20 protein-coding genes are annotated in these 23579 nt (G+C 62.5%); 8 read left to right on the top strand and 12 right to left on the bottom strand.

What is annotated here, in order from left to right:
* Nucleotides 1-10: 10 nt before the first annotated feature.
* Genes DWB85_RS11490 through DWB85_RS11470 form a run of 5 tightly spaced genes read right to left on the bottom strand, consistent with a single transcriptional unit; the run spans nucleotide 11 to nucleotide 4001 of the window.
* The gene (locus tag DWB85_RS11490; RefSeq protein ID WP_117954690.1) at nucleotides 11-853 is read right to left on the bottom strand and encodes a glutamate cyclase domain-containing protein; all 843 of its coding nucleotides are present in this window, start codon (nucleotides 851-853) and stop codon (nucleotides 11-13) included.
* A complete protein-coding gene (locus tag DWB85_RS11485; RefSeq protein WP_239017301.1) occupies nucleotides 850-1788 on the bottom strand; it encodes a 5-oxoprolinase subunit C family protein in 939 nt (312 codons plus the stop codon). Before DWB85_RS11485 ends, DWB85_RS11490 begins: the two co-directional genes overlap by 4 nt.
* The gene (pxpB, locus tag DWB85_RS11480) at nucleotides 1785-2462 is read right to left on the bottom strand and encodes a 5-oxoprolinase subunit PxpB (RefSeq protein ID WP_117954688.1); all 678 of its coding nucleotides are present in this window, start codon (nucleotides 2460-2462) and stop codon (nucleotides 1785-1787) included. The genes DWB85_RS11485 and pxpB overlap by 4 nt, the downstream gene beginning before the upstream one ends.
* A gap of 6 nt (nucleotides 2463-2468) precedes the next feature.
* The gene (locus DWB85_RS11475) at nucleotides 2469-3200 is read right to left on the bottom strand and encodes a 5-oxoprolinase subunit PxpA (RefSeq protein ID WP_117954686.1); all 732 of its coding nucleotides are present in this window, start codon (nucleotides 3198-3200) and stop codon (nucleotides 2469-2471) included.
* Nucleotides 3201-3215: 15 nt separating this feature from the next.
* Entirely contained in the window at nucleotides 3216-4001 is a 786-nt protein-coding gene (locus tag DWB85_RS11470) for a putative hydro-lyase (RefSeq protein ID WP_117954683.1), read from the bottom strand.
* Between the two features lie 95 nt (nucleotides 4002-4096).
* Here DWB85_RS11470 and DWB85_RS11465 point away from each other — a divergent pair, with 95 nt between their 5' ends.
* The 4 genes from DWB85_RS11465 to DWB85_RS11450 all read left to right on the top strand — a co-directional run bounded on the left by DWB85_RS11465 (nucleotide 4097) and on the right by DWB85_RS11450 (nucleotide 8917).
* A complete protein-coding gene (locus DWB85_RS11465) occupies nucleotides 4097-4936 on the top strand; it encodes an acyl-CoA thioesterase (protein WP_162846092.1) in 840 nt (279 codons plus the stop codon).
* A gap of 69 nt (nucleotides 4937-5005) precedes the next feature.
* Nucleotides 5006-6556 carry an acyl-CoA synthetase gene (locus tag DWB85_RS11460; RefSeq protein WP_117954679.1) on the top strand — a complete coding sequence of 517 codons (1551 nt, stop codon included), beginning with the start codon at nucleotides 5006-5008 and terminating at the stop codon, nucleotides 6554-6556.
* A 144-nt stretch (nucleotides 6557-6700) separates the two neighbouring features.
* On the top strand, nucleotides 6701-8395 hold the full coding sequence (locus DWB85_RS11455; protein ID WP_117954845.1) for a DUF3336 domain-containing protein: 1695 nt from the start codon (nucleotides 6701-6703) through the stop codon (nucleotides 8393-8395).
* A gap of 93 nt (nucleotides 8396-8488) precedes the next feature.
* Nucleotides 8489-8917, top strand: a complete 429-nt coding sequence (locus DWB85_RS11450; protein WP_239017300.1) for a CBS domain-containing protein — start codon at nucleotides 8489-8491, stop codon at nucleotides 8915-8917.
* 9 nt (nucleotides 8918-8926) lie between these two features.
* On the opposite strand, the gene DWB85_RS11445 is transcribed toward DWB85_RS11450, so the two are convergent.
* A complete protein-coding gene (locus tag DWB85_RS11445; RefSeq protein ID WP_117954677.1) occupies nucleotides 8927-10480 on the bottom strand; it encodes a long-chain-fatty-acid--CoA ligase in 1554 nt (517 codons plus the stop codon).
* A 162-nt stretch (nucleotides 10481-10642) separates the two neighbouring features.
* Here DWB85_RS11445 and DWB85_RS11440 point away from each other — a divergent pair, with 162 nt between their 5' ends.
* Genes DWB85_RS11440 through DWB85_RS11430 form a run of 3 tightly spaced genes read left to right on the top strand, consistent with a single transcriptional unit; the run spans nucleotide 10643 to nucleotide 14857 of the window.
* The gene (locus DWB85_RS11440) at nucleotides 10643-11938 is read left to right on the top strand and encodes an aromatic ring-hydroxylating oxygenase subunit alpha (RefSeq protein ID WP_239017299.1); all 1296 of its coding nucleotides are present in this window, start codon (nucleotides 10643-10645) and stop codon (nucleotides 11936-11938) included.
* Nucleotides 11931-12803 carry a formyltetrahydrofolate deformylase gene (purU, locus tag DWB85_RS11435; protein WP_117954675.1) on the top strand — a complete coding sequence of 291 codons (873 nt, stop codon included), beginning with the start codon at nucleotides 11931-11933 and terminating at the stop codon, nucleotides 12801-12803. The genes DWB85_RS11440 and purU overlap by 8 nt, the downstream gene beginning before the upstream one ends.
* A complete protein-coding gene (locus tag DWB85_RS11430) occupies nucleotides 12800-14857 on the top strand; it encodes a molybdopterin-containing oxidoreductase family protein (protein WP_117954673.1) in 2058 nt (685 codons plus the stop codon). Before purU ends, DWB85_RS11430 begins: the two co-directional genes overlap by 4 nt.
* A 121-nt stretch (nucleotides 14858-14978) precedes the next feature.
* On the opposite strand, the gene DWB85_RS11425 is transcribed toward DWB85_RS11430, so the two are convergent.
* The 4 genes from DWB85_RS11425 to DWB85_RS11410 are packed head-to-tail and all read right to left on the bottom strand — an operon-like array spanning nucleotide 14979 to nucleotide 18951.
* Nucleotides 14979-15848: an alpha/beta fold hydrolase gene (locus DWB85_RS11425; RefSeq protein ID WP_117954671.1), complete on the bottom strand. Its 870-nt coding sequence runs from the start codon at nucleotides 15846-15848 to the stop codon at nucleotides 14979-14981.
* Between the two features lie 8 nt (nucleotides 15849-15856).
* Nucleotides 15857-17092 (bottom strand): acetyl-CoA C-acetyltransferase, encoded by a 1236-nt coding sequence (locus DWB85_RS11420; RefSeq protein ID WP_117954669.1) that lies wholly within the window; start codon nucleotides 17090-17092, stop codon nucleotides 15857-15859.
* A gap of 10 nt (nucleotides 17093-17102) precedes the next feature.
* The gene (locus DWB85_RS11415) at nucleotides 17103-17873 is read right to left on the bottom strand and encodes a crotonase/enoyl-CoA hydratase family protein (RefSeq protein ID WP_117954667.1); all 771 of its coding nucleotides are present in this window, start codon (nucleotides 17871-17873) and stop codon (nucleotides 17103-17105) included.
* A 58-nt stretch (nucleotides 17874-17931) separates the two neighbouring features.
* Nucleotides 17932-18951 (bottom strand): phosphotransferase family protein, encoded by a 1020-nt coding sequence (locus tag DWB85_RS11410; protein WP_117954665.1) that lies wholly within the window; start codon nucleotides 18949-18951, stop codon nucleotides 17932-17934.
* A 177-nt stretch (nucleotides 18952-19128) separates the two neighbouring features.
* Between DWB85_RS11410 and DWB85_RS11405 the strand changes: the two genes are divergently transcribed.
* A complete protein-coding gene (locus tag DWB85_RS11405) occupies nucleotides 19129-19647 on the top strand; it encodes a SprT family zinc-dependent metalloprotease (RefSeq protein WP_117954663.1) in 519 nt (172 codons plus the stop codon).
* A gap of 3 nt (nucleotides 19648-19650) precedes the next feature.
* Here DWB85_RS11405 and DWB85_RS11400 read toward each other — a convergent pair whose 3' ends face one another.
* Nucleotides 19651-22479, bottom strand: coding sequence for a DUF748 domain-containing protein (locus DWB85_RS11400; RefSeq protein ID WP_117954661.1), 2829 nt, complete (start codon nucleotides 22477-22479; stop codon nucleotides 19651-19653).
* Between the two features lie 91 nt (nucleotides 22480-22570).
* On the bottom strand, nucleotides 22571-23578 hold the full coding sequence (locus DWB85_RS11395) for an AraC family transcriptional regulator (protein ID WP_117954659.1): 1008 nt from the start codon (nucleotides 23576-23578) through the stop codon (nucleotides 22571-22573).
* Nucleotide 23579 lies beyond the last annotated feature (1 nt).

Genomic DNA, 23579 nt, shown 5'->3' with positions numbered 1-23579 from the left:
GTTAAGTGGATCAGGAGCTGACAAAGCCGGTGAGTGCCCGCAGCTCATCGATAACCTTTTGGCCCTCGGCCGCGTCCAGACCGTCTTCGGTCAGGGTGTTTGCGCGAGTAACGCCATCCACGCTGCCATGTCCGGAAAGATACTCGAGTATGGCCAGCGGGGATATCTCTGCCAGCAGGTCGCGCTGCCGCCACAGGCCCAGCAGGGCGATAAGGCCATAAGCCCCCCAGTTGGAGACGTCGGCCACCAGCAACACGTCACAACCGGTTTCGGCGGCATTGATATCCAGGTCGGCGATCGCCGCGCGGATATTACCCATGCCGATTTCATTGCCACCGTCGCCGATTGCGATGGTGGGGCAGCGGGCCCCCGTGATGTAAGCATCGAAACAGGCGCTGTGGGGGGTAATGTCCTCACCGCGCATATTGTAATAACGGCCATCGGCACTGAGCCCCGGACGCTCAATCGAGATCACCGCGTCGGGCTGGAGTCTTGCCAGGTTGGCTGCCGCCTCGGTCTCGGCAGCTCCCGGTGAGCGGGCATGCAGTTCAAGCAGGCGGTAGTCGGACTGCAGGCAACTGGAGAGCGGCCGGTCGCAGGCAAGCCAGGGTTCGGCCCCGAGTTTTTCCAGTGCCTCATAGAGGGCGATGGCCCCCACCGGGCCATCGGTTTCAAAGGTGCCGCTTACCGGAAATCCGGTGCCAATGATGACCACGCCGCTGACATCGCGGAGCATCCGGGCAGCCCGCAGGTAGTAACCGGGCGTCAGTGCGCGCCTGGCATGCTGCATGTTGCGCAGGTTGCGGGCCACCAGCGCGGCTTCGATGGCGGTGCTGAGCGAGGTCTCGTTCAAGCGCTGCGCTCCATCAGCGGCCGGCGGCGGACCAAGCTGTCCGCCAGGTGCAGGGCGTTGTGGGCCCCGTGGGGGCTGAGCGGGGCAAAGTGAACGGTACCTCCGGGCCGCATCTGCGCCAGGCGCGCGCAATCCAGCGACAGGGCGGAACCAATCTTGGGGTAGCCGCCGATAGTCTGGCGGTCGTTCAGTAACACGATGGGCTGGCCGTCGGCGGGCACCTGGATAGCGCCAAAGCAGATGCCCTCGGACAGTATGCCGTCGATGTCACATTCGATAGCGGGCCCCTCCAGCCGGAAGCCCATGCGATCACAGCGATCAGACACGGTATAGGCGTGGCTGAAAAAGCGCCGCTGCTGGTAACGGCTGAAGTGCTTCTGCTGGTAGCCGGGGATCACTCGTAGCGTGATTTCCTGCTGGTAGCGGGGGCGGTGATCCTCGCGCAGATAGAGCCGTTTGCGGGCGCTTACGGTCGGGCACGGCAACTCGTCACCGGCGTGCAGTTTGTCGCCCGCCAGGCCGCCGATTTTTTCCCTCACTACCGTGGCTGTGCTGCCAAAGGAGGGTTCGATATCGAAGCCCCCAGCCACCCCCAGGTAGGCTCGTGACCCTGTTTCAGCAAATTCCACGGCAATGCGGTCACCCGCCTTCACTGGCAGCACTTCCCACTGGGGTTGCTGCCGGTCGTTGATACGCAGGGGCATCACCGCGCCGGTCAGGCAGATAAATGTATCGACGCCTGCTTCCAGCTGAATGCCGCCAAAACTTATTTCCACCGCCGTGCTGCCCGACGGGTTTTGCAGCAGGCGATTGCAGTAGGTGAACGCCTCCGGGTCCAGGGGGCCGCCATTGGTGAGCCCGATGCGGTGTTGCCCCATGCGTCCGCTATCCTGCAGCAGGCTGAGTATGCCGGGTTGCACCACCCTGAGGCTCACAGCTCACCTCCGAGGGCCAGGAAACGGCTGCGGTCGACGGGCTCGAAGCGCACCCGGTCACCCACGCTCACCGGCATGGTGGGGGTGGCATTCGGGTCAAACATGCGTAAGGGACAGCGCCCGATCAGGTTCCAGCCACCGGGTGACTGCGCCGGGTAAACGGCGGTCTGGCGATCGGCGATGGCTACGGCGCCGCGGGGTACCTTCTGCCGCGGCGTCGCCAGGCGAGGGGCGGCAATGCGTTGGTCAACCTGTCCCAGGTAGGCAAAGCCGGGGGCGAAGCCGATGGCGTAAACGCGGTACTCGCAGCCGCTGTGCAGCGCTATCACTTCATCGACACTCATTGACGCCCTGGCGGCCAGGGCTTCCAGGTCCTCGCCCGCTTCCGGGTGATAGTAGACCGGCAGCACCACTTCCTCGCCCTCGGCAGCCGCGGCGGACTCCAGAGTGTCCAGGCTATGGTGGATGCGCTGGGCCACCGACAGGTGGTCGGTAGTCATCGGGTTGTAGACCACCAACAGCGAGGCGTAGGAGGGTACCAGGTCGACTAGGTCCTCTCCCAGGGTGGCTTCAACCGCTACCGCCGCCGCCTGTACGCGCGCCGAAACCTGCGGCGAGGTCTCATCGCCCAGATACAGCATCAGCGCGTTTTCGCCGGCAAAATGCAATTCCACGATGGATCAGTTTCCCTGGATCAGTGCGCGTATTTCGCGAATGGCCTGCACCCCTTCCGGGTTGTCACCGTGAACGCACAGCGTGTCGACCGACAGCGCCAGCCGGTGGCCGCTAACGGTTGTCACCGTACTCTCGGCGACCAGTTGCGCCACCTGCGCCAGCATTTTCTCCCGGCTGTGGACGGCGCCCGGACGGCGCCGGGACAGCAGTCTGCCATCGTCGTCATAACAGCGGTCGGCGAAGGCCTCAAACAACAGCTGCAGGCCCAGACTGGTGGCTTCCTCGCGGTGCTTCTGCGCGTCCGGTGTCGCCTGCAGCATCAGTGGCAGCCGGCAGTGATACTCCGCCATGGCGCGCATGATGGCGCGCCGAATCGGCTTTTTCGCCATCATGTCGTTGTACAGCGCGCCGTGGGGTTTGACGTATCCCAGGACCAGCCCCGCCGTACGCGCCATGCCTTCCAGGGCCGCGATCTGGTAGTGCATGCTGGCGACGATCTCATCCTCGCTGAGTGCCATCGAGCGGCGTCCGAAACCCACCAGGTCCGGGTAGGCCGGGTGGGCGCCAACCTGGACACCGTGTTCGGCGGCCATGGCCAGGGTGTTGCCGATGGTGAAGGGGTCACCGCCGTGGAAGCCGCAGGCAATATTGGCCTGGTCGATATGGGGCATGACCTCGGCGTCCAGACCCATGGTCCAGCTGCCGTAGCTTTCGCCCAGATCACAGTTTAAAAGCATGCTTGTCTCACCTGTTTACAGCACCGCCAGTTGACTGTTGCGCAAATCCGTCACCAGCATATGCCCGGGACTGTGGGTAATGGCGAAGGGAGGGCGGGCCTTCTCCAGCGCCACCTGCGGTGTGACCCCGCAGGCCCAGAACACGGGCATTTCGCTTTCCTTTATGGTGACAGCATCCCCGTAATCCGGTAGGTCCAGATTGCCGATTCCGATCAGGCCAGGGTCGCCCAGGTGAATGGGCGCGCCGTGTACCGAGGGAAAGCGGGTGCAGATCTGCACTGCGCGTATTGCGTCAGCGGCCCTGAATGGACGCATGCTCACCACCATCTTGCCCTGGAAGGGGCCGGCCGGCGAACAGTCGATATTGGTGCGATACATGGGGACGTTCACGCCCTCGCTGACATTGCGCACCTCAAGACCATCGGCCAGCAGTGCCTCCTCGAAGGAAAAGGAACAACCGAGGGCGAAGACCACGAGGTCATCCCGCCAGTGGCTGCGGATATCGGCCACTTCCCCGGCGAGTTCACCATCGCGGAAGATCCGGTAGCTTGGCACATCGGTGCGTATGTCAATATCCCCCAAAAGAGGTAAGCCGGTGTCACCGGGTTGGTTGGAGCTGGCGATCAGCGGGCAGGGCCGCGGGTTGGCGAGGCAGAAGCGCAGGAAGTCATTAGCCCAGTCGGCAGGCAGTATGGTGAGGTTGCACTGGACAAAGCCCGGCGTGCAACCCGAGGTGTTGCCGCTGAATTCGCCGCTGCGTACAGCCTGGCGCAAGATCGCCGGTGAATTGTGCTGGTTCATAGGGAGTACCGATTTCAGGCCTGGTAGGCAAGTTTGGCACAGATTCAGATATCTGGATAATGACGGCACCCGAACTATCTGTCTGGACCCCGATTATGCTGCAACAGTTACTGGACGTGCTCGCCCTGGAAGACCTTGGTGGTGACGAATTCGCCGGCACTATCATGCACCCGAAGGGCTTCCGGGTATACGGCGGCCAGGTGCTGGCGCAGGCCCTGTCCGCGGCCCAGTACACCGTTGACCCGCTTCGCACCGTGCACTCGCAGCACGCCTATTTCCTGCGTGAGGGCAAGACCGACCGGCCCATTCACTACCGGGTGGAGCGCGCCCGCGATGGCGGCAGTTTCAGTTCACGGCGGGTAGTCGCCTCCCAGGACGACCGCCCTATCCTGGTCAGTTCGCTTTCCTTCCAGTTGCCCGACGAGAGTTTTGATTTCCAGGAGCCGCTGCCCGCTGTCTGTGGGCCGGAAGGGTTGCCCTCGGAGCGCGCCCTCGCGCTGGCCAGTGGCAACCTGAATGAGAACTTTATGATTACCACCGGCGAAGACCTGGATGTGCGCATGGTGTCCCCCATAGACTGGGAGGTCCCCGCGCAGCGCGAGGGCAAATTGCAAAGCTGGATCAGGACCGCCGGCGCGCTGGCTGACGACCCATCGCTGCACCGCAGTATCCTCACCTATTGTTCCGACACGATGCTGCTGGATGCAGGCCTGATCCAGCATGGCCGCACTTATCGCGACAGGGATCTGCAGGTGGCCAGCCTTGACCACGCTATCTGGTTCCACGCTGATTTTCGGGCGGACCAGTGGTTGCTTCATAGCGCGGAACTTGAACGCAATAGCGGGGGTCGAACTCTGGTCCGTGGGCGCTTTTACACGCGTGCGGGAATACACGTGGCCACGGTGATGCAGCAGGGCCTGATGCGCAAGCGCTGAGCCAGTTGCGTTGCCGGTCAAGACCCTTTAGTGTCGCAGGGATAGTTATCATCGCCGCAGGAGCCGCCAATGCCGCACCCCAGTAAGACTGCCGAAACATACCCCCACAAGCCCGCAATCATCATCGGCGCCTCCGGTGAAATGGTGACCTACCGGCAACTGGACGAGCGTTCCAACCAGGGCGCCCAGTTGTTCCGCTCGCTGGGTCTGCGGGCGGGGGACCACATCGCAATGCTGATGGAGAACAACGCGCGCTTTATGGAAATCTGCTGGGCAGCCCAGCGCGCCGGGATCATTTTCACGCCGATTGCCACCCATTTAAAGCAGAGTGAGGTCGCCTATATCCTCGCTAACTGCGGGGCCAGGCTGTTCATCGGTTCGCATAAACTTGAGGACACCGCCCTCGGTGCCCGTGAGGCTGCCGGCGACGTGGAGTTTTTCTATATGGTCGGGGGCATAGCGGAAGGGTTCGAGTCCTGGGAGGAAGCCCTCGTGGAGCAGCCGGAAACGCCGGTCGACGATGAGAAAAACGGTGTTCCCATGCTCTATTCCTCTGGCACCACCGGCCAGCCCAAAGGTGTGCTGGTGCCGCCGGCGGACGACGATGTCAACACGCCGCCAATGGCCACGGCCCTGGGGCAGTTGTTCGGCTTTGGCGAGGAGACGGTTTACCTGTCACCGGCACCGCTGTATCACGCGGCGCCGCTGCACTACAACATGATGACCCTGTACCAGGGTGGCACCAGTGTGATCATGGAGAAATTCGATCCGGAGGCGGCGCTGGCCCTGATCGAGGAACACCGGGTCACCCACAGCCAGTGGGTCCCCATCATGTTTATCCGCATGCTCAAGCTGCCCCAGGAGGTCCGGGAGCGCTACGATGTCAGTACCATGCAGTTCGCCATTCACGCGGCGGCGCCCTGTCCGATCGAAGTCAAGCAGCAGATGATCGACTGGTGGGGGCCGGTCATTGTCGAGTACTACGCGGCCAGTGAAGGCATTGGCGCCACCCTGATCGATTCCGCGGCCTGGCTGACCCACAAGGGCTCGGTGGGACCTGCCGTATCCGGCCAGATCCACATCCTCGACGAGGAGGGCAATGAGCTGCCCCCCGGAGAGACCGGGACTGTGTATTTCAGCGGTGACCAGGCGGTCTTTCACTACCATGGGGAAGAAGAGAAAACCGCGGGCGCCTACAACGACAGGGGCTGGGCGACCACCGGTGACGTGGGTTACGTGGACGAAGACGGGTTTCTCTATCTTACCGATCGCAAGCATTTCATGATTATTTCCGGGGGCGTCAATATCTATCCCCAGGAAATCGAGAACCTGCTGATTACCCACGAAAAAGTGGCGGACGTGGCGGTTTTCGGCCTGCCCTGCGATGAGTTCGGGGAGAAGGTGCAGGCGGTGGTGCAACCGATGAACTGGGCGGACGCAACCGACGAGACCGCATTCGAGATCATGGAGTGGCTGCGGGAGCGGCTGTCACACGTCAAGCTGCCCAAGGCCCTGGACTTCCACCCCAGCCTGCCGCGGCTGGACAACGGCAAGCTTTACAAACGTCACCTCATGGACGAATACAAGGGCGGCACCCGCTCGGACGACAGCAGGGACTAGCCTGGCTGCGGATTGCCCGCCGCGCTGGCTGCCAGGCTCGCGCGGCCAGATACTGCCGGAGCGGAGAGCGGGGACGGCAAAAGCAGGAGCGCTTGACGGCGATCAAATTACAATGTGTTCGCTGCCTACAATTTGCTTTATGCTATGTCCAGACGCAACCTGTTGAAGCGTTACCAGCGAGGTATCTCCGTGAGAAAATCGAGCAAGCTCAAGCGGCTGCAGAAGCAGATGGACAAGGCCACCAGCTACGACGAGTGGCGGGCAACTGCTATCGAGCACGACGAACTGAGCGGCGCCAGGCGCTGGCGTGAGGTCGATCAGACCCGAAAGTATGACTTCGCCCAGATTCGCCTGCGCCTGGACCGGCTGCGCAGCCTGCGGGCCCGGCAGGACTTCCAGGGCCTGCTTTTTACTCTCAATGAGGGTATCCACGGCAATATGGGCGGCATGGGCAGGGCCACCCTTTACCGCCGGGCCAACTTCGGCACCAAGCGCCTGATCGAGCAGTATATCGACGAAATCGATGACTCCCTGCGCTACCTGGCCGAACTGCCGGCGGATGTCATCGATGTGCAGGACAAGCTGGACTTTTTCTACCGCGCCAATATCTGCTTTGGCCGTTCGGCGCTGATGCTGAGCGGTGGTGGTGTACTCGGTTTCTATCACCTGGGGGTGGTTAAAACCCTGCTTGAACAGGGCCTGCTGCCGCGGGTCATCTCCGGCTCCAGTGCCGGATCCCTGGTGGCGGGGGTGGTTGGTACCCATACGGACAAGGAACTCGAGCACTTCTACGAGCCCGCCAACGTGCATTTTGAGGCCGAGCGTGAGGCCAACGCGTTTTCGCGGATGTTTTTCGGCGCCAATCCGCAGATTGACGTGGGAGACCTGGAGAACCTGATCGCCCGCATGATTCCGGAAATGACCTTCCAGGAGGCCTATGAGAAGACCGGCCGCCAGATCAGTATCACCGTGGCCCCGGCCGAGCCCCACCAGCGGTCGCGCCTGCTCAATGCCATTACCTCGCCCAACGTTTTTGTGCGCTCTGCCGTTATGGCGTCCTGCGCCGTCCCGGGGGTGTTCCCGCCCGTCATGCTGATGGCAAAAAACGTGCACGGCGAGGCCCAGCCCTACCTGCCTACCCGCAAGTGGGTAGACGGCTCCATTGCCGACGACTTGCCGGCCAAGCGGCTGTCCCGGCTGTACAGTACCAACCACTACATTGTGAGCATGGTTAACCCCATCGCCACGCCCTTTATCGATACCGAGGGTGAGCGCAGTGCCCTGGCCCGGTCGCTCAGCGGTTTCGGTGCCGGCGTCGGCCGCGAGTTGCTCAACCTCTACCGCGGTATGGTGCAAGAGCAGGGAGACAACTGGCCCCGCTTCAACATGGCGATGAACACTGTGCACGCCCTGATGGACCAGGAGTACAGCGGCGATATCAATATTGTGCCGAGTTTCCGCTGGTATAACCCGGCAAAGCTGTTGTCTCACCTGTCACAAAACGATTTGGTCGAGCTGATGCAGGAGGGGGAGCGCACCGCCTATCCGCAGGTGGAAACCATTCGTCTTTGCACCCTGATCAGCCGCACCATGGAGAAAATCCTGCAGCGCTTTGAAACCGGCGACCTGCGACCGGACGCAGCGAAGTACAAGCGCCCGCGCATGTCCCGGCGCCGCCCGCCACCCACCCGCGCCGATCGTCAGGCATTGCGCGAGCACCGGGTGGAGTCCGCGCCGGCGCGCAAAACCAGCGCCCGCAGCAAGGCAACGCGGAAAAAGCCTGCCGCCCGTGGCGGCGCTTCACGCAAGGACGATTCCTCCCCGAGCAGGGCCGCCTGAGTCCGGCGATTCCGGGGGGCGTGGCCGGGCTGCTTCCTGGCGGGCGCCAGTCTGCTATAGTTAGGTCCGGCAGCAACACAAGGAGCCCACGTCATGCCCGCCCCCAATACGATCAGCGACTGCATGCGCCGCAACCCGTTGACCATCCGCATGGATGCCAACCTGGTGCAGGCGATTGAAACCATTGTTGAATACAAGCTTACCGGGCTGACCGTAACGGATGACGACGGCAACGCGGTGGGTGTGCTGTCCGAGCTGGACTGCATACAGGGCGTCTTGACGGCCCTGTATAACGAGGGTGACCCGGAAGGCGTCCTGGTCCGGCAGTTCATGAGCACAGATCTTGCCACCTGCGCCCCCGGCGACGGTATTGTCGAGGTGGCCCAGGCCATGCTTGATACCCGGCAGCGGCGTCGGCCGGTGCTGGAAAACGGCAAACTGGTAGGACAGGTCAGTTCCAGTAATATTCTCTGGGCGCTGATGGAGCATTCCAGGCGCAAACTGTACAAGACCCGCAAGTAAGCGCCAGGATCAGCCGATAGAGCGATCGCTACTCGGCCAGTAGGGCTCGCGCAGAACCTTCTTGAGAATTTTGCCCGAGGGGTTGCGCGGCAGTTCATCGACAAGCTGCAGCTGCCGGGGAATTTTGTAACCGGCAATTTTGTCACGGCAAAAATCAACCATGTCGTCGAGCGCCAGCGCCGCGCCGGGCTCGACGACGACAAAGGCGAGCAACGCTTCCCCGAAGCGTTCATTGGGCACCCCGATGACCGCCACGTCGGCAACGGCCGGGTGCATGGCGAGCGCGTTTTCGACTTCAACCGGGTAGATGTTTTCGCCGCCGCTGACCACCATGTCCTTTATCCGGTCCTTGAGAAAAAGGTAGCCCTCTTCGTCCATGTAGCCGGCGTCACCGGTATGTACCCAGCCATCGGTAAGGTTGGCCGCGGTAGCTTCCGGGAGGTTGTAATACGCCAGCATGTTGGTGTCTGACTTGAGCCAGATTTCGCCGATTTCCCCCGGCGGCAGTTCGGCGCCCGCGGCGTCCACCACTTTCGCCTCGGCGCCGACGGAACTGCGGCCACAGGAGCGCAGCAGTTCCGGGCGCCCGTCCAGCGCCGCCCGGTGATCATCCGCCGACAGGTTGATCACGGTACCGGTGGTCTCGGTCATGCCGTACATCTGCACAAAGTCGCACTGGAAGACCGCCAGCGCCCGGCGCAACACGGACTCGGATATGGGCGAGGCGCCATAGAATATTTGCCGCAGCTGGCTGAAGTCGCGCTGCTCGATGTCCGGCAACTGGAGGCAGGCCATGATCATCGCCGGGACCATGAAAATATTGCAGACCGGATGGTTTTCCATATCGGCGACAACCAAGGCCGGGTCAAAGCTCCGGTGCAACAGGGTATGCATGCCCATGCAGACATTGTAGATGATGGATCCCGCGCCGCCGATATGAAACATCGGTGCACAGGTGATGGTCGCCATGCCGGGATCAGGCCGGTGCGGCGAGGCGGTATTGTTCATGGTGACCAGCGACAGCAGGTTGAAGTGTGAAATCACTACACCCTTGGGATTGCCAGTAGTACCGCTGGTATACAGCTGCAGCAAGGCCTGCTGTGGTGCCGGCTGGGCACCGGGCCTGGTGCTGTCCTGGCGCGCCAGCCACTGGCCCCAGTTACGGGCAGTAGCAACACCGTCTGCCAGGACCGTGATGTCGTCGGCTAGCTGCGACTGCAAGCTCGCCAGGCAATCCGCCATGCCATCGAGGGCTAACAGTACCCGGGCATTGGCGTCGTTGATGATAAATGCCAGTTCGGCCGGTGCCAGGCGGTAGTTCAGCGAGACGCAGACCGCGCCAATCTTGCTCGCAGCCATGAACAGGATGAGATGCTCCAGGCTGTTCTCCCCGAGTATCGCCACCCGGTCGCCGTGGTCCATGCCCAGTGCGCGCAGGCCATTCGCCGCCTGGTTGGCGCAGTGGTTCACCTCACTGTAGCTGCTGGTCTGGCCGTTCTGGCTCAGGCAGGGGAGTTCCGGCCTGTTGCGTGCGTAGTACTCGAGATAATGGTGGACAAGCATGGCGGCAGATTTCCAGTGTTATTTTAGCTGGCAGAAAGTCTGTGCGCCTGGTCCGGGCTTGTCAATTGACCCTTGTGCCAGAGCGTGTCCGGCGGCCCCGGCTGTAGTAATATCGGCGCTGGCCGCGGGCCTGATAGTCTTGCCACCGGGAGCACCAGAACGTTGACAGCCAGTTATGCCGATGACTCGGTGGACAGGATGGCCGAAAGGCTGCGGGAATCCCTGGCCAATCGCGGCCGGGCAATCGATGCCTATTTTTACCGCTCGCCGCTGGTTTACCAGCGGGAACTGGATCACCTGGTCCTCCGCAGCTGGATTTACGCCTGCCACGTTTCTGAAATTCCCCGGCCGGGAGATTACCAGCTGGTCGCGCTGGGGGAAGACTCGATTATCATCAGTCGTGACGATGAGGGCGGGATCCATGCGCTGATGAATATCTGTCGCCACCGCGGCGCCCGCCTGTGTCAGGAGCGCAGCGGTAATCGCAGTACTTTCGTGTGCCCCTATCACGGCTGGGTCTATGCAAGGAATGGCGATCTGCGGGCCGCCCGCCATATGGAAATGAAGACCGGCTTTGACAAGGCTGACTATGGTCTGCGCAGGGCGCGCTGCGTGGTCTATCAGGGCCTGGTATTCGTCAATTGCGATGCCAGCGCCGGCGACTTTCTCGGCCCCTTGCGCAAACTGGAGCGGCAACTGGGCGCCTACGATCTGGCCAGTGCCAGGGTTGCCCACCGGCAAACCTACCCCATTGATGCCAACTGGAAACTGGTACTGGAGAACTACCTCGAGTGCTATCACTGCGCCACTTCCCACCGTGCCTACGCCCGCATGCACACACTCAAGGACCTCGACTGCAATACCCGCGAGCGGGTCCGGGCCATGCGCGAGCGCAGCGAGCGAGTGACCGGTGTTGAGGGCATGGCCGAGGAATACCGGGCCATTTACGGTGATGCAGAGAGTTTCGGCGCCTGTGTCCAGGCCAGTCGCTACGCGCTTTACGATGGCTATCTCACGGGCAGCGAGGACGGCCAGCCGGTTGCGCCGCTAATGGGCAAGATTAAGGGCTATGATGGCGGCTGCGGCGACCACCAGCTGGGACCGCTGGGCTTTATGCTTAATTACCCCGATTACTGCGTCCTCTACCGCTTCCTGCCGCGGGGCCTTACCCGCACCGATATGGAGCTGGTGTGGTTGGTGAACGGTGATGCCGAGGAGGGCGTCGACTACGATCGCGACAGCTTGACCTGGCTGTGGCACCGGACAACGCTGGAGGATGAATATATTATTTCGCGCAACAGCGAGGGGGTGAATTCCCGGTTTTTCATCCCCGGCCCCTACCACCCCGAATTCGAGTACACTCTACAGCTGTTTATCGACTGGTACCTGAAGTGCATGCAGGACAGCCTGTTTCCGTCCTGCACCAGGGACCCCAACCCCCGGACCCCCCATGAGTGAAAGCCCCAGTAAATCCAGCCTGACCCTGATCGTGTCCTGCCCTGACGAGGTCGGCATTGTCGCTGCTGTCTGCCAGTTTATCGCCGAGCGTGGCGGCTCCCTGCTGGAGTCCAACCAGCACACCGATATCGACCAGGGCTGGTTTTTCCTGCGCAATGTCATCGATGGCCATACCCTGGCGGTCGACCAGCAGACTTTCTGTGACGAGTTTGCGCCGCTGGCGGAACGCTTTGCCATGGACTGGTACCTGCGCGATAACAGTTCACCGCGGGGAGTCGTTATTATGGCCAGCCATGCCTCCCACTGCCTGGCCGACCTGCTGCATCGCTGGAAGAGCGGCGAACTCAATTGCAGCATACCCTGTGTGATATCCAACCACGATAATTTGTGCAGCATGGTCGAGTGGCATGATATTCCCTTTCACCACGTACCCGTTCCCCGCGAGGGCAAGGGTGAGGCCTTCGCCGAGATCAGCGGGCTGATAGAGCGCTACCAGGCCGATACCATCGTTCTCGCCCGTTACATGCAAATCATCCCCCCGGCTCTGTGCCAGGACTATGCCGGGCGCCTGATCAATATCCACCACAGCTTCCTGCCGTCGTTCATCGGCGCCAACCCCTACCAGAAGGCCTACGACCGCGGGGTCAAGCTGATTGGCGCGACCTGCCACTATGTCACCGAAGACCTCGATGAGGGGCCGATCATCGAGCAGGATGTGATTCGTGTCAGCCACAGTTGCGACAAGGACGACATGGTCCGCCTGGGGCGGGACGTCGAACGGTCAGCCCTGTCCCGCGGTCTGCGCTATCACCTGGAGGACCGGGTCATTATCCGCGGCAACAAAACCGTGGTGTTTAACCCGTGAACCAGCCGTTATCGCCGGCGCGTTCCGCGCAGGCTGTTTGCCCGCTGGACTGCGCCGATACCTGCAGCCTGTCAGTGGACGTGGCCGGGGGGCGGCTGGCAAAAGTTCGCGGCGGCAACGCCAATCCGTTCACCCGGGGCAAGATCTGCAGCAAGGTCGCCAGGGCGCTGCCGCGGCAGGTACACGGCCCGGACCGCTTGCTGACCCCGTTGTTGCGCGACGGGCCCAAGGGCGCGGGGGGCTACCGCCAGGCCAGCTGGGCCGAGGCACTGGATGCCATTCACCGGCGGTTTAGCGCCATTATCGACCGCTACGGCCCCCAGGCAATCGCCGGGCTCACCTACGCTGGGCCCATGGGCCTGCTCTCGGCCGGGTCCATGGACCAGCGGTTTTTCAACCGGCTGGGCAGTAGCAGGGTGGATACCACCCCGCTTTGCACGGCGGTGTCCAGCGCCGCCTGGGACAGTGTCTATGGCGATGCCAGCGGGATATCCTACGAGGAACTGGATCACTCGAGGCTGATTGTGGTCTGGGGTAACAATATCACGACCTGCAACCTGCACCTGGTCAAGCGGCTGCGCGCAGCGCGCAAACGCGGTGCCCGCCTGGTGGTGATCGACCCGAAGAAAATTCGCATCGCCGACGAGGCCGACCTGCACCTGGCCCTGATGCCGGGTACCGACGTGGTGCTGGCCTACGCCGTGGCCGCCGAGATGCAGCGCCGGGGTGGACTGGACCGGGAATTTATCGCCCGGTATGTACACGGTGCCGACCGCTTCCTCGAGGAGGCCAGCCGCTATTCCCTGCAGAAGGCCGCCAGCATCTGCGGTCTCGATCCGGCAGATATCGCCGAGTTCGCCCGCATGTGGTGTGAACTGTCGCCGGCGGCGATATCCCTTGGGGTGGCCCCCGAACGTAACCGCAACGGTGGATCCGGCGTGCGCGCGGTGCTGGCCCTGCCGGCGCTGAGCGGCAATATAGGGTTGCCTGGAGCCGGTGTCTGCGATGTCTCCGCTTACTTCCCGATCAACCGTGAGCAACTGGCGCGCCCGGACCTGCGGCGGGAGGCAGTACGCCAGTTCAACACCCTGGACCTGGCGGATCACATCCTCAATCCCGGTGACGAGCTGCCGCTGAAGGCGCTGTTTATCTACAATCACAACCCGCTGGCGGTGAACCCCGATCAGGGCAGGCTGCACGCCGCGCTGGCCAGCGAGGATCTGTTTGTGGTGGGCTCGGAAATCAGCATGACCGATACCATGCGCTGTGCCGATGTTATTCTGCCAGCCGCGAGCCATCTGGAAATTGCCGACCTGTACAAGTCCTATGGCCACCAGTATCTGCAGAGCACGGTACCGGTGTTGCCACCGCAGGGAGAGGCCGTCGCCAACACCGAGCTGTTTCGCCGTCTGGCGGCGCGTTTCGGCTTTGATGAACCCTGTTTCCGCGATACCGACGAGCAGTTGGTGGACCAGGCGATCAACCCGGGAGCCCTGGGACCCGGCGTGGCGTCAGCCGGCGCCATCCCGCCCGGTTCGTCCGTCGACATGGCCGTCTCCCGGCCGTCGAGCCTGTTGCGGGGCGCGCAGCCTTCAACCCCCAGTGGCCGGATCGAACTGTATAGCGAGCAACTGGAGCAGGCCTGCGGCATGGGTCTGCCACGCTACCAGACGCCGTCGGGAGAGCGCGACTTCGTCCTGGTCACCCCGGCCTCGGAACAGCGGATCAACTCAACCTTTGGCGGCATCTCCGGGCAGGATACGGACCTGCAGGTGGCGATCAATCCCGGCGACGCCAGCGACCGCGGCCTCGAGGGCGGGCAGTGGGTACGGCTGGTTAACGATCTGGGCAGCGTCAAGCTGCCGCTATTGGTCAGCGAGCGAATACGCCGGGGCACACTGTACGTGCCCAAGGGGGCCTGGATGCGCGATGCCGTCACCGGAATGACGGTTAACGGGCTTATTCCCGGCGCCAAGGCCGACCTCGCGGGTGGCGCCTGTTACTACGACTGCCGGGTCGATATCGAGGCACCTCGGGTCCCCGACCGGGGTTAATCAGCCGGGAACCTGGCCCCGCTGGCCGCCACTATTGTTGGGGCGCCCAGCGCCAGGGAGCGGCGGGCTGGGGGGGAGTCACCGGGGAAGAAAAAACCTGGTGGGGCAACCAGGTAAACAATCAGGCATCCAGCGCCTCGGCAATATACCCTGCTACCAATCCCGGGTCTTCCATGGGGATGAAGTGACTGCGCTCTGGCAGGTAAACATCCCTGCAATCCGGCAGCATGCCGGCGATAGCCGGCCAGGTGGGTGAGTCGGAAAAGTCCCCGGGTTGCTCCCCGGAGTACTTCGCCCGCAGCAGGGTCACCGGAATTCGCAGTTTCTCCAGTTCGCCCAGTACGGCATCGCTGTAGGCCTGGGAGATGTAGACGGAAGCCTCGTTCAAGGGGTCGCACAGCAGTTGCCGGTAACCTGCCTCGTCAGCCGGGTGCAGGGCGTAGTCGCAGTAGTCCCTGAGCACCTCGGGTTGCCAACTGCGGAACGGGCTGCGGTCCTGGAAGTGGCGGAACATTTCATCGGCATCCTGCCACCGGTTTTTGCGCCGCGCCACAGGATGATCACTGGCGCCCATGTCGGCAGCGGTGCGCTGCGCCAACTGATAGAACTCCGGCGAGGTGATAACCGGATCGATGAGAATGGCGTGCCGGAACCTGTTTAGGTTGGCCACCGCGGCGCGAGCCAGCAGGTAGCCGCCAACAGAGTGCCCCACGCCGATGGTGTTGCGCAGGTCCAGCCGCTGCACCAGGGCGCTGATATCCGCGGCCAGGACATTCCAGTCCACCTGGCCCAGACTGCCGCTGCGGCCGTGGTAGCGCAGGTCTACCGCGTAGATGTGGCGGCCGGGAAGCCGGGTAACGACCTGGTTCCAGCAGCGGCTGTGGAACCCGGTTGCGTGGAGTAACAGCACCGGGTCACCTTCACCCGGCCACTCCACTACCGCCAGTTCCACATCGCCTATATCGAGATGATACTCGCGTGTATCCAGCATCGATTAGATCAGATCCGCTCGATGATGATTGCCGGCGCCATGCCGCCGGCGGCGCACATGGTGACCAGGCCGAACTGCTTGTCCTGGCGTTCCAGTTCGTCCAGCGCGGTGTTGATAAGCAGCGAACCGGTAGCGCCGATAGGGTGGCCCAGGGCCATGGCGCCACCGTTGACGTTCACCTTGCTGCGGTCCATACCCAGGTCGCGCATGAATTTCTCTGATACCACGGCAAAGGCCTCGTTGATCTCCCATACATCGATATCGTCGACTCCCAAGCCAGCCCTGGCCAGCACCTTGCGAGCTGCCGGTACTGGCGCGTTGAGCATCAGGGTAGGGCAGTCGCCCTGGTTGGCCATGGCGACGATGCGGGCGCGGGGCTTCCAGCCCTGGGCCCTGGCGTAGTCGGGAGAGGACAGCAGGATGGCGCCGGCGCCATCGACAACACCGGATGAGTTGCCGGCGTGGTGCATGTGCTGGATTTCAACGTCCGGATATTTCTGGTTGAGCAGTTTGCGGAAGGTCAGGCCGCTCTCGTCCAGGGGGTAGTCGGCGACGGCCGCGAAGGAAGGCTGCAGCTCGGCGAGGCCTTCCAGGGTGGTCTGGGGACGGGGGAACTCCTCCTTGTCCAGCACCAGGTTGCCGTCGATATCGTGTACCGGCACCAGGCTCTTGTCGAAACGGCCCTCGGCAATCGCCCTGGCGGCTTTTTGCTGGGTTTCATAGGCCTGCCTGTCCAGGTCCTCACGGCTGATGCCCTCGATAGTGGCGATGGCATCGGCACAGACGCCCTGGTGCGGCTGGGGATGCATGGCACGCAGTTTCAGGTTGCCATTGTCCATCAACATGGAGGGTGTAGCGCCTTCCTCGCCGTAGGTGGACATCATTTCGGCGCCGCCACCAATCACTACGTCTTCTGTACCGGACATGATGTTCATCGCCGCCAGATTGACCGAGGTGATGCCGGAGCCGCAGAAGCGATCCAGGGTCATGGCGGATGAAGTGATGTCGTAGCCAGCTTCCAGCGCCGCCATGCGGGCCAGGTCGCCGGACTGGCGACCGCGCTGGGAACTGGTACCGAAAATAATGTCGCCGACCTCGGCGGTGTTGATGTCATTGCGGTCGCGCAGGGCGCCCAGTACTACCGCGCCCAGGTGCTGCGGGTGCTGCCCGGCCAGCGCGCCCTTGCCTTTCTTGCCAATGCCGCGGGGGGTGCGGCAGGCATCAATAATCCATGCGTCTCTCATCATCGGTTCCTTATTTACCTTTCCAGTTGGGCGCGCGTTTCTCCGCGAATGCTGTGGCGCCCTCGATGGCGTCCTCGCTGGTGAAGACCGGGTTGGCCAGTTCCTGCTGTTTGGCCCACATTTCCTCGCTGGACCAGTCTTCCTGCTCCAGCATGATCTGTTTGCTGACCCGCACCGCCAGGGGACCATTAGCGGCGATTTTCGCCGCCAGTTCGCGGGCGGCCTCGAGCGCTTCACCCTTGGCTACCACACGGTTGATCAGGCCCATGTCCAGCACCCGCTGGGCATCGGAGAAGTCGCCGAGCAGGGCCATTTCCATGGCCAGGCGAGGCGGGATCTGGCGCGGCAGCTTCATCAGACCGCCGGCACCGGCCACCAGGCCACGCTTGACCTCGGTGATGCCGAACTGGGCATCCTCGGCGGCGACAATCAGGTCACAGGAAATCATCAGCTCAAGCCCGCCGGCCAGGGCGAAGCCTTCCACCGCAGCGATCAGGGGTTTTTGCGGTGACTTTTCTGTCAGGCCGCCGAAACCGCGCCCCGGAATCACCGGCAATTCGCCGGTGACAAAGGCTTTCAGGTCCATGCCGGCGCAAAAGGTGCCGCCGGCGCCGGTCAGAATCGCCACCCGGATATCGTCATTGCTATCCAGTTCTTCCAGTGCTGCCGCCATTCCCTCGGCCACCGCAAGATTCACCGCGTTTTTTGCCTTCGGGCGGTTGATGGTGATGGTCATGACACCGTCGTCAACGTCTACCAGTACCAGCTGTTCGTCAGTCATGCTGTTGTCTCCGCAAATGAGTTGCCCCGGTCATCGGGTTTTCAGGGTTGAAAATCAGTCAGTCGATCATTGCCACCGCGGTCTGGGCCAGCGGCACTACCAGCTCGCCACGGGAGCTGGCCTCGGCGCTGGAGGCGTTGCCCATTTCCGCCCGCTTGGCCACGCCCTGCACAATGGCAGCGAGGCGGAACATGGAGAAAATAATATAGAAGTTCCAGTTGTCGATACCTTTGCGGCCGGTGCGCTCGCAGTAGCGGGCGATGTATTCCTCATCGCTGGGGATACCCAGCGACCGGCGGTCAACGCCCTTCATGCCGGAGATGCCCGCATCGCGGGGCAGCATCCAGGCCATGCACTGGTTGGCCAGGTCCGCCAGCGGATTGCCCAGCGTGGACAGTTCCCAGTCGAGCACGGCGATTGCCCGCGGCTCGGTGGCGTGGAACATGAGGTTGTCCAGTCTGTAGTCACCGTGTACCAGGCTGACCTGGCCGTCATCTTCCGGCATATTGGCGACCAGGTAGTCCACCAGTCGCTCCATTTCCGGGATCTCGCGGGTTTGCGAGGCCCGGTACTGCTTGCTCCAGCGCCCCACCTGGCGCTCGAAATAATTGCCTGGCTTGCCGTAGTCGGACAGGCCCACCGCATCGACATCGACGTTGTGCAGGGCAGCCATAGTGGCGTTCATGCTGTCAAAAATAGCCGCGCGCTCCTCGTTACTGGCCGCCTCGGGTACGGTGGGGTCCCACAGGATTCTCCCTTCCAGGTATTCCATCACGTAAAACATGGAGCCGATCACGGACTCGTCTTCACACAGCACATACGTGCGGGGTACCGGCACCGGCGTGTCCTGCAGGGCGCTGATGACCCGGTACTCGCGGTCAACCGCGTGCGCTGATTTCAACAGCTCGCCCGGTGGCTTCCGGCGCAGCACCCAACTCTGGTCGCCCGCGGTCAGCTTGAAGGTGGGATTGGACTGGCCACCGGGGAATTTTTCTGCGCTGATCGGGCCGCTAAGCCCGGGCAGATATGCTGCCAGGTATTCACCCAGCCTGGCGGTATCGAAATCTTGTGCGGTCATATTTTCTCTGTATTTGTATGGAATTGTCGCGGACGGGACATAACGGGGGCAAAGTCTGTGGCCTGCCCGGTTGACTGCCAATGACGCAGAACAACAAAAAAGTAGACCATAGGTGACAGTCTGTCAGGGTCCGCTCTGTTATCATTTGCGGATGTCCCGCAGCCACTCCCTGTTACCTTGATCGAGCCCATCGCCGAAAACCGGCGCCAGCAGGTGCTGGAACGCACAGAGTACTACCTCCGCCTGGCCGAGGACGTGCTGGAGCGGCCATTTGAGCGGATCCCCGTACGGTTTGATTTGCGGGGCACCAGTGCCGGTATGTTCCGGGCCCAGGGCCGCAAGCGCGAAATTCGCTACAATCCCTGGATATTCGCCAAGTACTGGCAGGTCAACCTCGACAGCACGGTGCCGCATGAGGTGGCCCACTACATCGTCCATGAGGTATACGGCCCGGGAACGGTGCGGCCCCATGGCGAGGAATGGCGGGCGCTGATGCAGTTTTTCGGGGCTGATCCCGAGGTGACCTTCAAGGCCGACCTGGAGGGCATCCCCCAGCGGCGCCAGCAGACCCACCGCTACCGCTGTGACTGTCGCGAGCACCAGGTTTCCACTACTCGCCACAACCGTATCCTCAGGGGCAGCGGCACCTATGTGTGCCGTTATTGCAACGGCCGGCTGGTACTCAGCCCCCGCTGACGTTCAGGTATCGAGTTCCAGCTCGACGCCGCTGTAGCTGTTGTTGTCGGCCTCCAGCCGGCCCTGCTGGTTGATAACCGCGCGGTCCGCTGTGATCCCGGCCTGGTTTACCAGGTAGTCTTTCACGGCCACGCCGCGATCCCGGGCCAGCTGCAGCAGTTGTTCATCGCTGACCGGCATGGTGGCGCGAACCGCCGCCAGTTGCTCGGAGAAGGGGATATTCTCGCCGCTCTGGCCCAGTTCACGGTAGCGTGCCTTCACCGCCTCAATGTAAGCGCTATCCCGGCGGCTGATATCCTCAGCTGGCACCCCTTGCTCCAGCAGCTGTGCTTCCAGCACGCCGCGCTGCAGTCGCTCACGATCCAGTTGGGGATTGACCCGGCCGCTTATTACCAGGTTGAGGTTGGGCCGCTGGCTGAGGGCCTGGCCCAGCTGGTCCAGCTTGGTCGTGGCCGTGGGGTTGAGTGCACTGCTGCCGACAGGAAACGCGACCCGCTGCAGGTCCTCGGCGGAACCGACCAGGCTGGCGAGCAGGTTGAAGGGCGCGGTAACCGCCTTGGTCAGCAGGTTAACGAAGGCGCCGGCGATCACGGTGCCGAGGCCGAACTCGGGGTCATTGACATCGCCTTCAACCGGCACCTTGAGATCGATTATGCCGTTCAGGTCGGTCAGCAGGGCGAGGGCGAGCTTGAGCGGCAGGTCCAGTGCCTTGTCACTCTCCACCTGGTCGCCCAGCCTGAGCTGGTCGATGATGACGTCGTTCTTGCCCCTGAGGTAGCCTTCCTCCAGGCTGTATTTGAGGTCCAGGTTGAGCAGGCCCTGTTCGATTGTGTAACCGGCGTAGGTGCCGGAATAGGGAGTGAGCAGCACCAGGTCCACCCCGGTGAACGTCAGGCCAAGGTCGAGGAAGGGCGGCGCGCGAAAAGGCGCCGCGGAACCCGCCAGCACTACCGGAGCGTAGCCGTCGACCGTTCCCTGGATATCGACGCGGGTCAACGAATCCTCGCCGGTGCCGAGGTCGAGTATCTCGCCGTTGACGTCGCCAATCACGGTACGGAAGTGGATGGGCAGCGACTCGTCCATGAAATCGATGGCGCTGTCGGAGATAAAAATTTCCGGTATCTCCAGCTGCCAGGGGTCGTTCAGGTGCATGTCCTCGGCCATCTCTTCGGCGCGCTGGCCAACTTCCTCCTGCCACACCTTCGATGCGTTGATACTGCCGTCCTCCGCGATATGCAGCCGTCCCTCATAGTCGTGAATCAGCAGTTTCTCGAGGCGGGCGCTGCGCTGCTCGAGGTTGACCAGCACATTTTCCCAGCGCACGCTCTCCCAGCGGGTAAGCGCCTGTTCACTGCCTTCAATGGTCCCGGAAAAGTCGCTGACCTGGCCGTTGCTGCGTACCTCCACGGGCAGGAATTCGTCCAGCGTGACCATCCCGTCAACGTCGACAGTGCCGCTGGTTATACTTGCCTTGAGCGCCGCGGGAAGGTTGGGGTTGAACAGCGGCACTGACAATTCGCTCAGCGAGTACTCGATGTCACCGGCGCCCGCCGCCAGGTCCAGGGCACCCTTCAGCTCGAAGCGGGTATCCGCATTGAGCGTCAACGCCAGCGCCATCGGTGAATCGCCGGCCAGGGGCCAGTTGAGAGACTCGATACTGGCGGCGATGGGCGCGGCGACCAGGGTAGCGGGTTCGGTGAAGGGTGATCGCCAGCTGACCCGGCCAGCGTCGAGGCGGATACTGGCCACGTGGGCCGTCCATCCGCTGTCGGGCTCAGCCGGCGCTTGCGGCTGCTCTTCCCCGGTGTCTGGCAGGTCCACAACAAACAGTTCCGCCAGGCTGATCCGCTCCCCCTCCATCCAGCCTGATATGGCGGGACTTTCCACCCGGATTTCGGCCACCTCGACATGCTGCCGGTCGCCATCGACTTCGATTCCGCTGATGTGCAAGCGGCCAAGGTCTGCCCCGGTGTCAGGCAGCGTACCGGGGTCCAGTGGGTCCAGGTCCAGATTGTTGATTTCCAGCTGGCCCTCCAGTACCTGGTAGCTGAGCCCCTCGGCCCAGCTGAGGGTGTAGCTGCCGCCCAGGGAGGCGGTGCCATCATGCAACTCGAAGTTGAGCCAGGGCTCGGCAAAGCGCCACAAGGTGTGCAGGTCCAGGCGCGACAGGCTTAGCGTGCCACTGCTGCTGGCTTCGGGCAGGGATACCTGGCCCTCCCAGTAGAGTTCGCCACCGCCCTCGGCAATGGCGCTGATCTGGTAGGGTTTGCCGTCTTCCAGCACCGTGGACAGTTCAGTGACCACGATGTCGATGCCGTCATAATAGGTGCTGAAGGGCTTCTCGCGGGCCTCGTCAGTCAGGGTGATGAGCTCGGCGCCAAATGCCAGCCGCCTGATCGTAATGGCCGGTACTTCGCCAGCAGTTTCGGCGGCCTCCGGTTCGGCTGGGGGGATGAGGTCGGAAAAATTGAATACCGAATCGTGCAGGTGGCGGACGTGTGCGTTCAGCCCGGCCAGGCTGATTTCGTCCATGACCAGCCCCGGGTGCCAGAGACTGCTCAGGGACAGGTTGGCCACCGCCTTGTCAAAGCTGACAAAATGATCCCCGTCGACCTCCTGCAGTTGGGCGCCCCGCACTTCGGCGCTGAAGGAAAAGGGGTTGAACAGGATGATATCGGTGCGCAATTTTCGCCCGTACTCCCGGTCGATGTACCACGGGGCGATGAAGTTGGCAGCCGGGATAACAACCAGGGTCACAATGGCCACATAGGCAATATAAATCGCCACGATGGTCCGAACCGCAATTTTTAACACCGGCAAGCTCCTGTTCATGTGTTGGGTTCAATATAGCTGAAAATCCGCAAGCCAGAAATTCCGGGCCGGGAATACGGTCAACTGATACCGACCGGCAACTCCTGACGCGTTAAAGACCTTTGCGGTAGGTGTATGGTGTTACGCCAGTCCAGCCCTTGAAGGCGCGAATAAACGCCGATGACTCCGAGAAGCCCGCGCGGTGGGCGATCTCCTCGATAGAGAGGCCCTGCTTGCCGAGGAAGTGCAGGGCGGTATCACGCCGCACCTGGCTCTTGATCTCCTTGAAGGTGGCGCCTTCGGCCGATAGCCTGCGGCGCAGGGTCTGGGGATGGACCTCCAGCATGTTCGCCACATCATTGAGCTCGGGCATATCCACCAGGTTCTGGTGCACCAGCTCACGCACCCGGGCTGTCCAGCTGTTCTGGTTGTAGGACTGGGTGAGCATGATCAGCACCGGGTGGCGCAGGAAGTGTCGCAGTGATTGCTCGGTCTGGGTTATCCGTTTGTCCAGCAGAGCCGGTGACAGTACCAGTTGTGAGTGGTCCTGCTCGAACGCCACCGGGTTGCCGAGAAACATGGCGCGGTAGTCAGTGAGCTGGGCGGCCGGGGCGTACGCCAGCTCCACCTGTTGCAGCGGCAGGTGTTCCTGCACCAGCCAGCTGAAATAACGATGGGCGTTGAACAACAGCAGCTCGATCATGTACGGGTCTGCTGCCAGGGTTTTGTCGACATTTATTACCCGCAGGCGCACGCTCTCGCCTGTTACCAGCAGGCTGGGATTCACGCCGTACTCGAATAACTGGTAGAAGCGGCAGTAGCGGGCCATCGCCTGGCCCAGGGTTTCACAGCCCATTACCGCGTGGCACATCATCGACCAGCAGCCCAGGGGCATGGGCCGCGAGGCATAGCCCAGGGCTTCGTCTTCCATGGCCAGCATGGTGTTTACCTGCAGGTCGGCAAAGCGTTCGGCGGATATCCGGGCGTCATTCTCCAACAGCAGGCGGGGCGAGATCCGCGTTTTGCGCAGCAGGGCGATGGGATCGAGGCCGCGGGACACAGCGTGCTTCAGTACGGCCCGGGCAAAATAAACGGAAACGGAAATATCGCGGCTGGCCATC

It is taken from the genome of Seongchinamella sediminis, assembly GCF_003457605.1.
In the GTDB taxonomy this organism is placed as follows: domain Bacteria; phylum Pseudomonadota; class Gammaproteobacteria; order Pseudomonadales; family Halieaceae; genus Halioglobus; species Halioglobus sediminis.
This window is presented reverse-complemented; position numbering and strand designations above follow the sequence as displayed.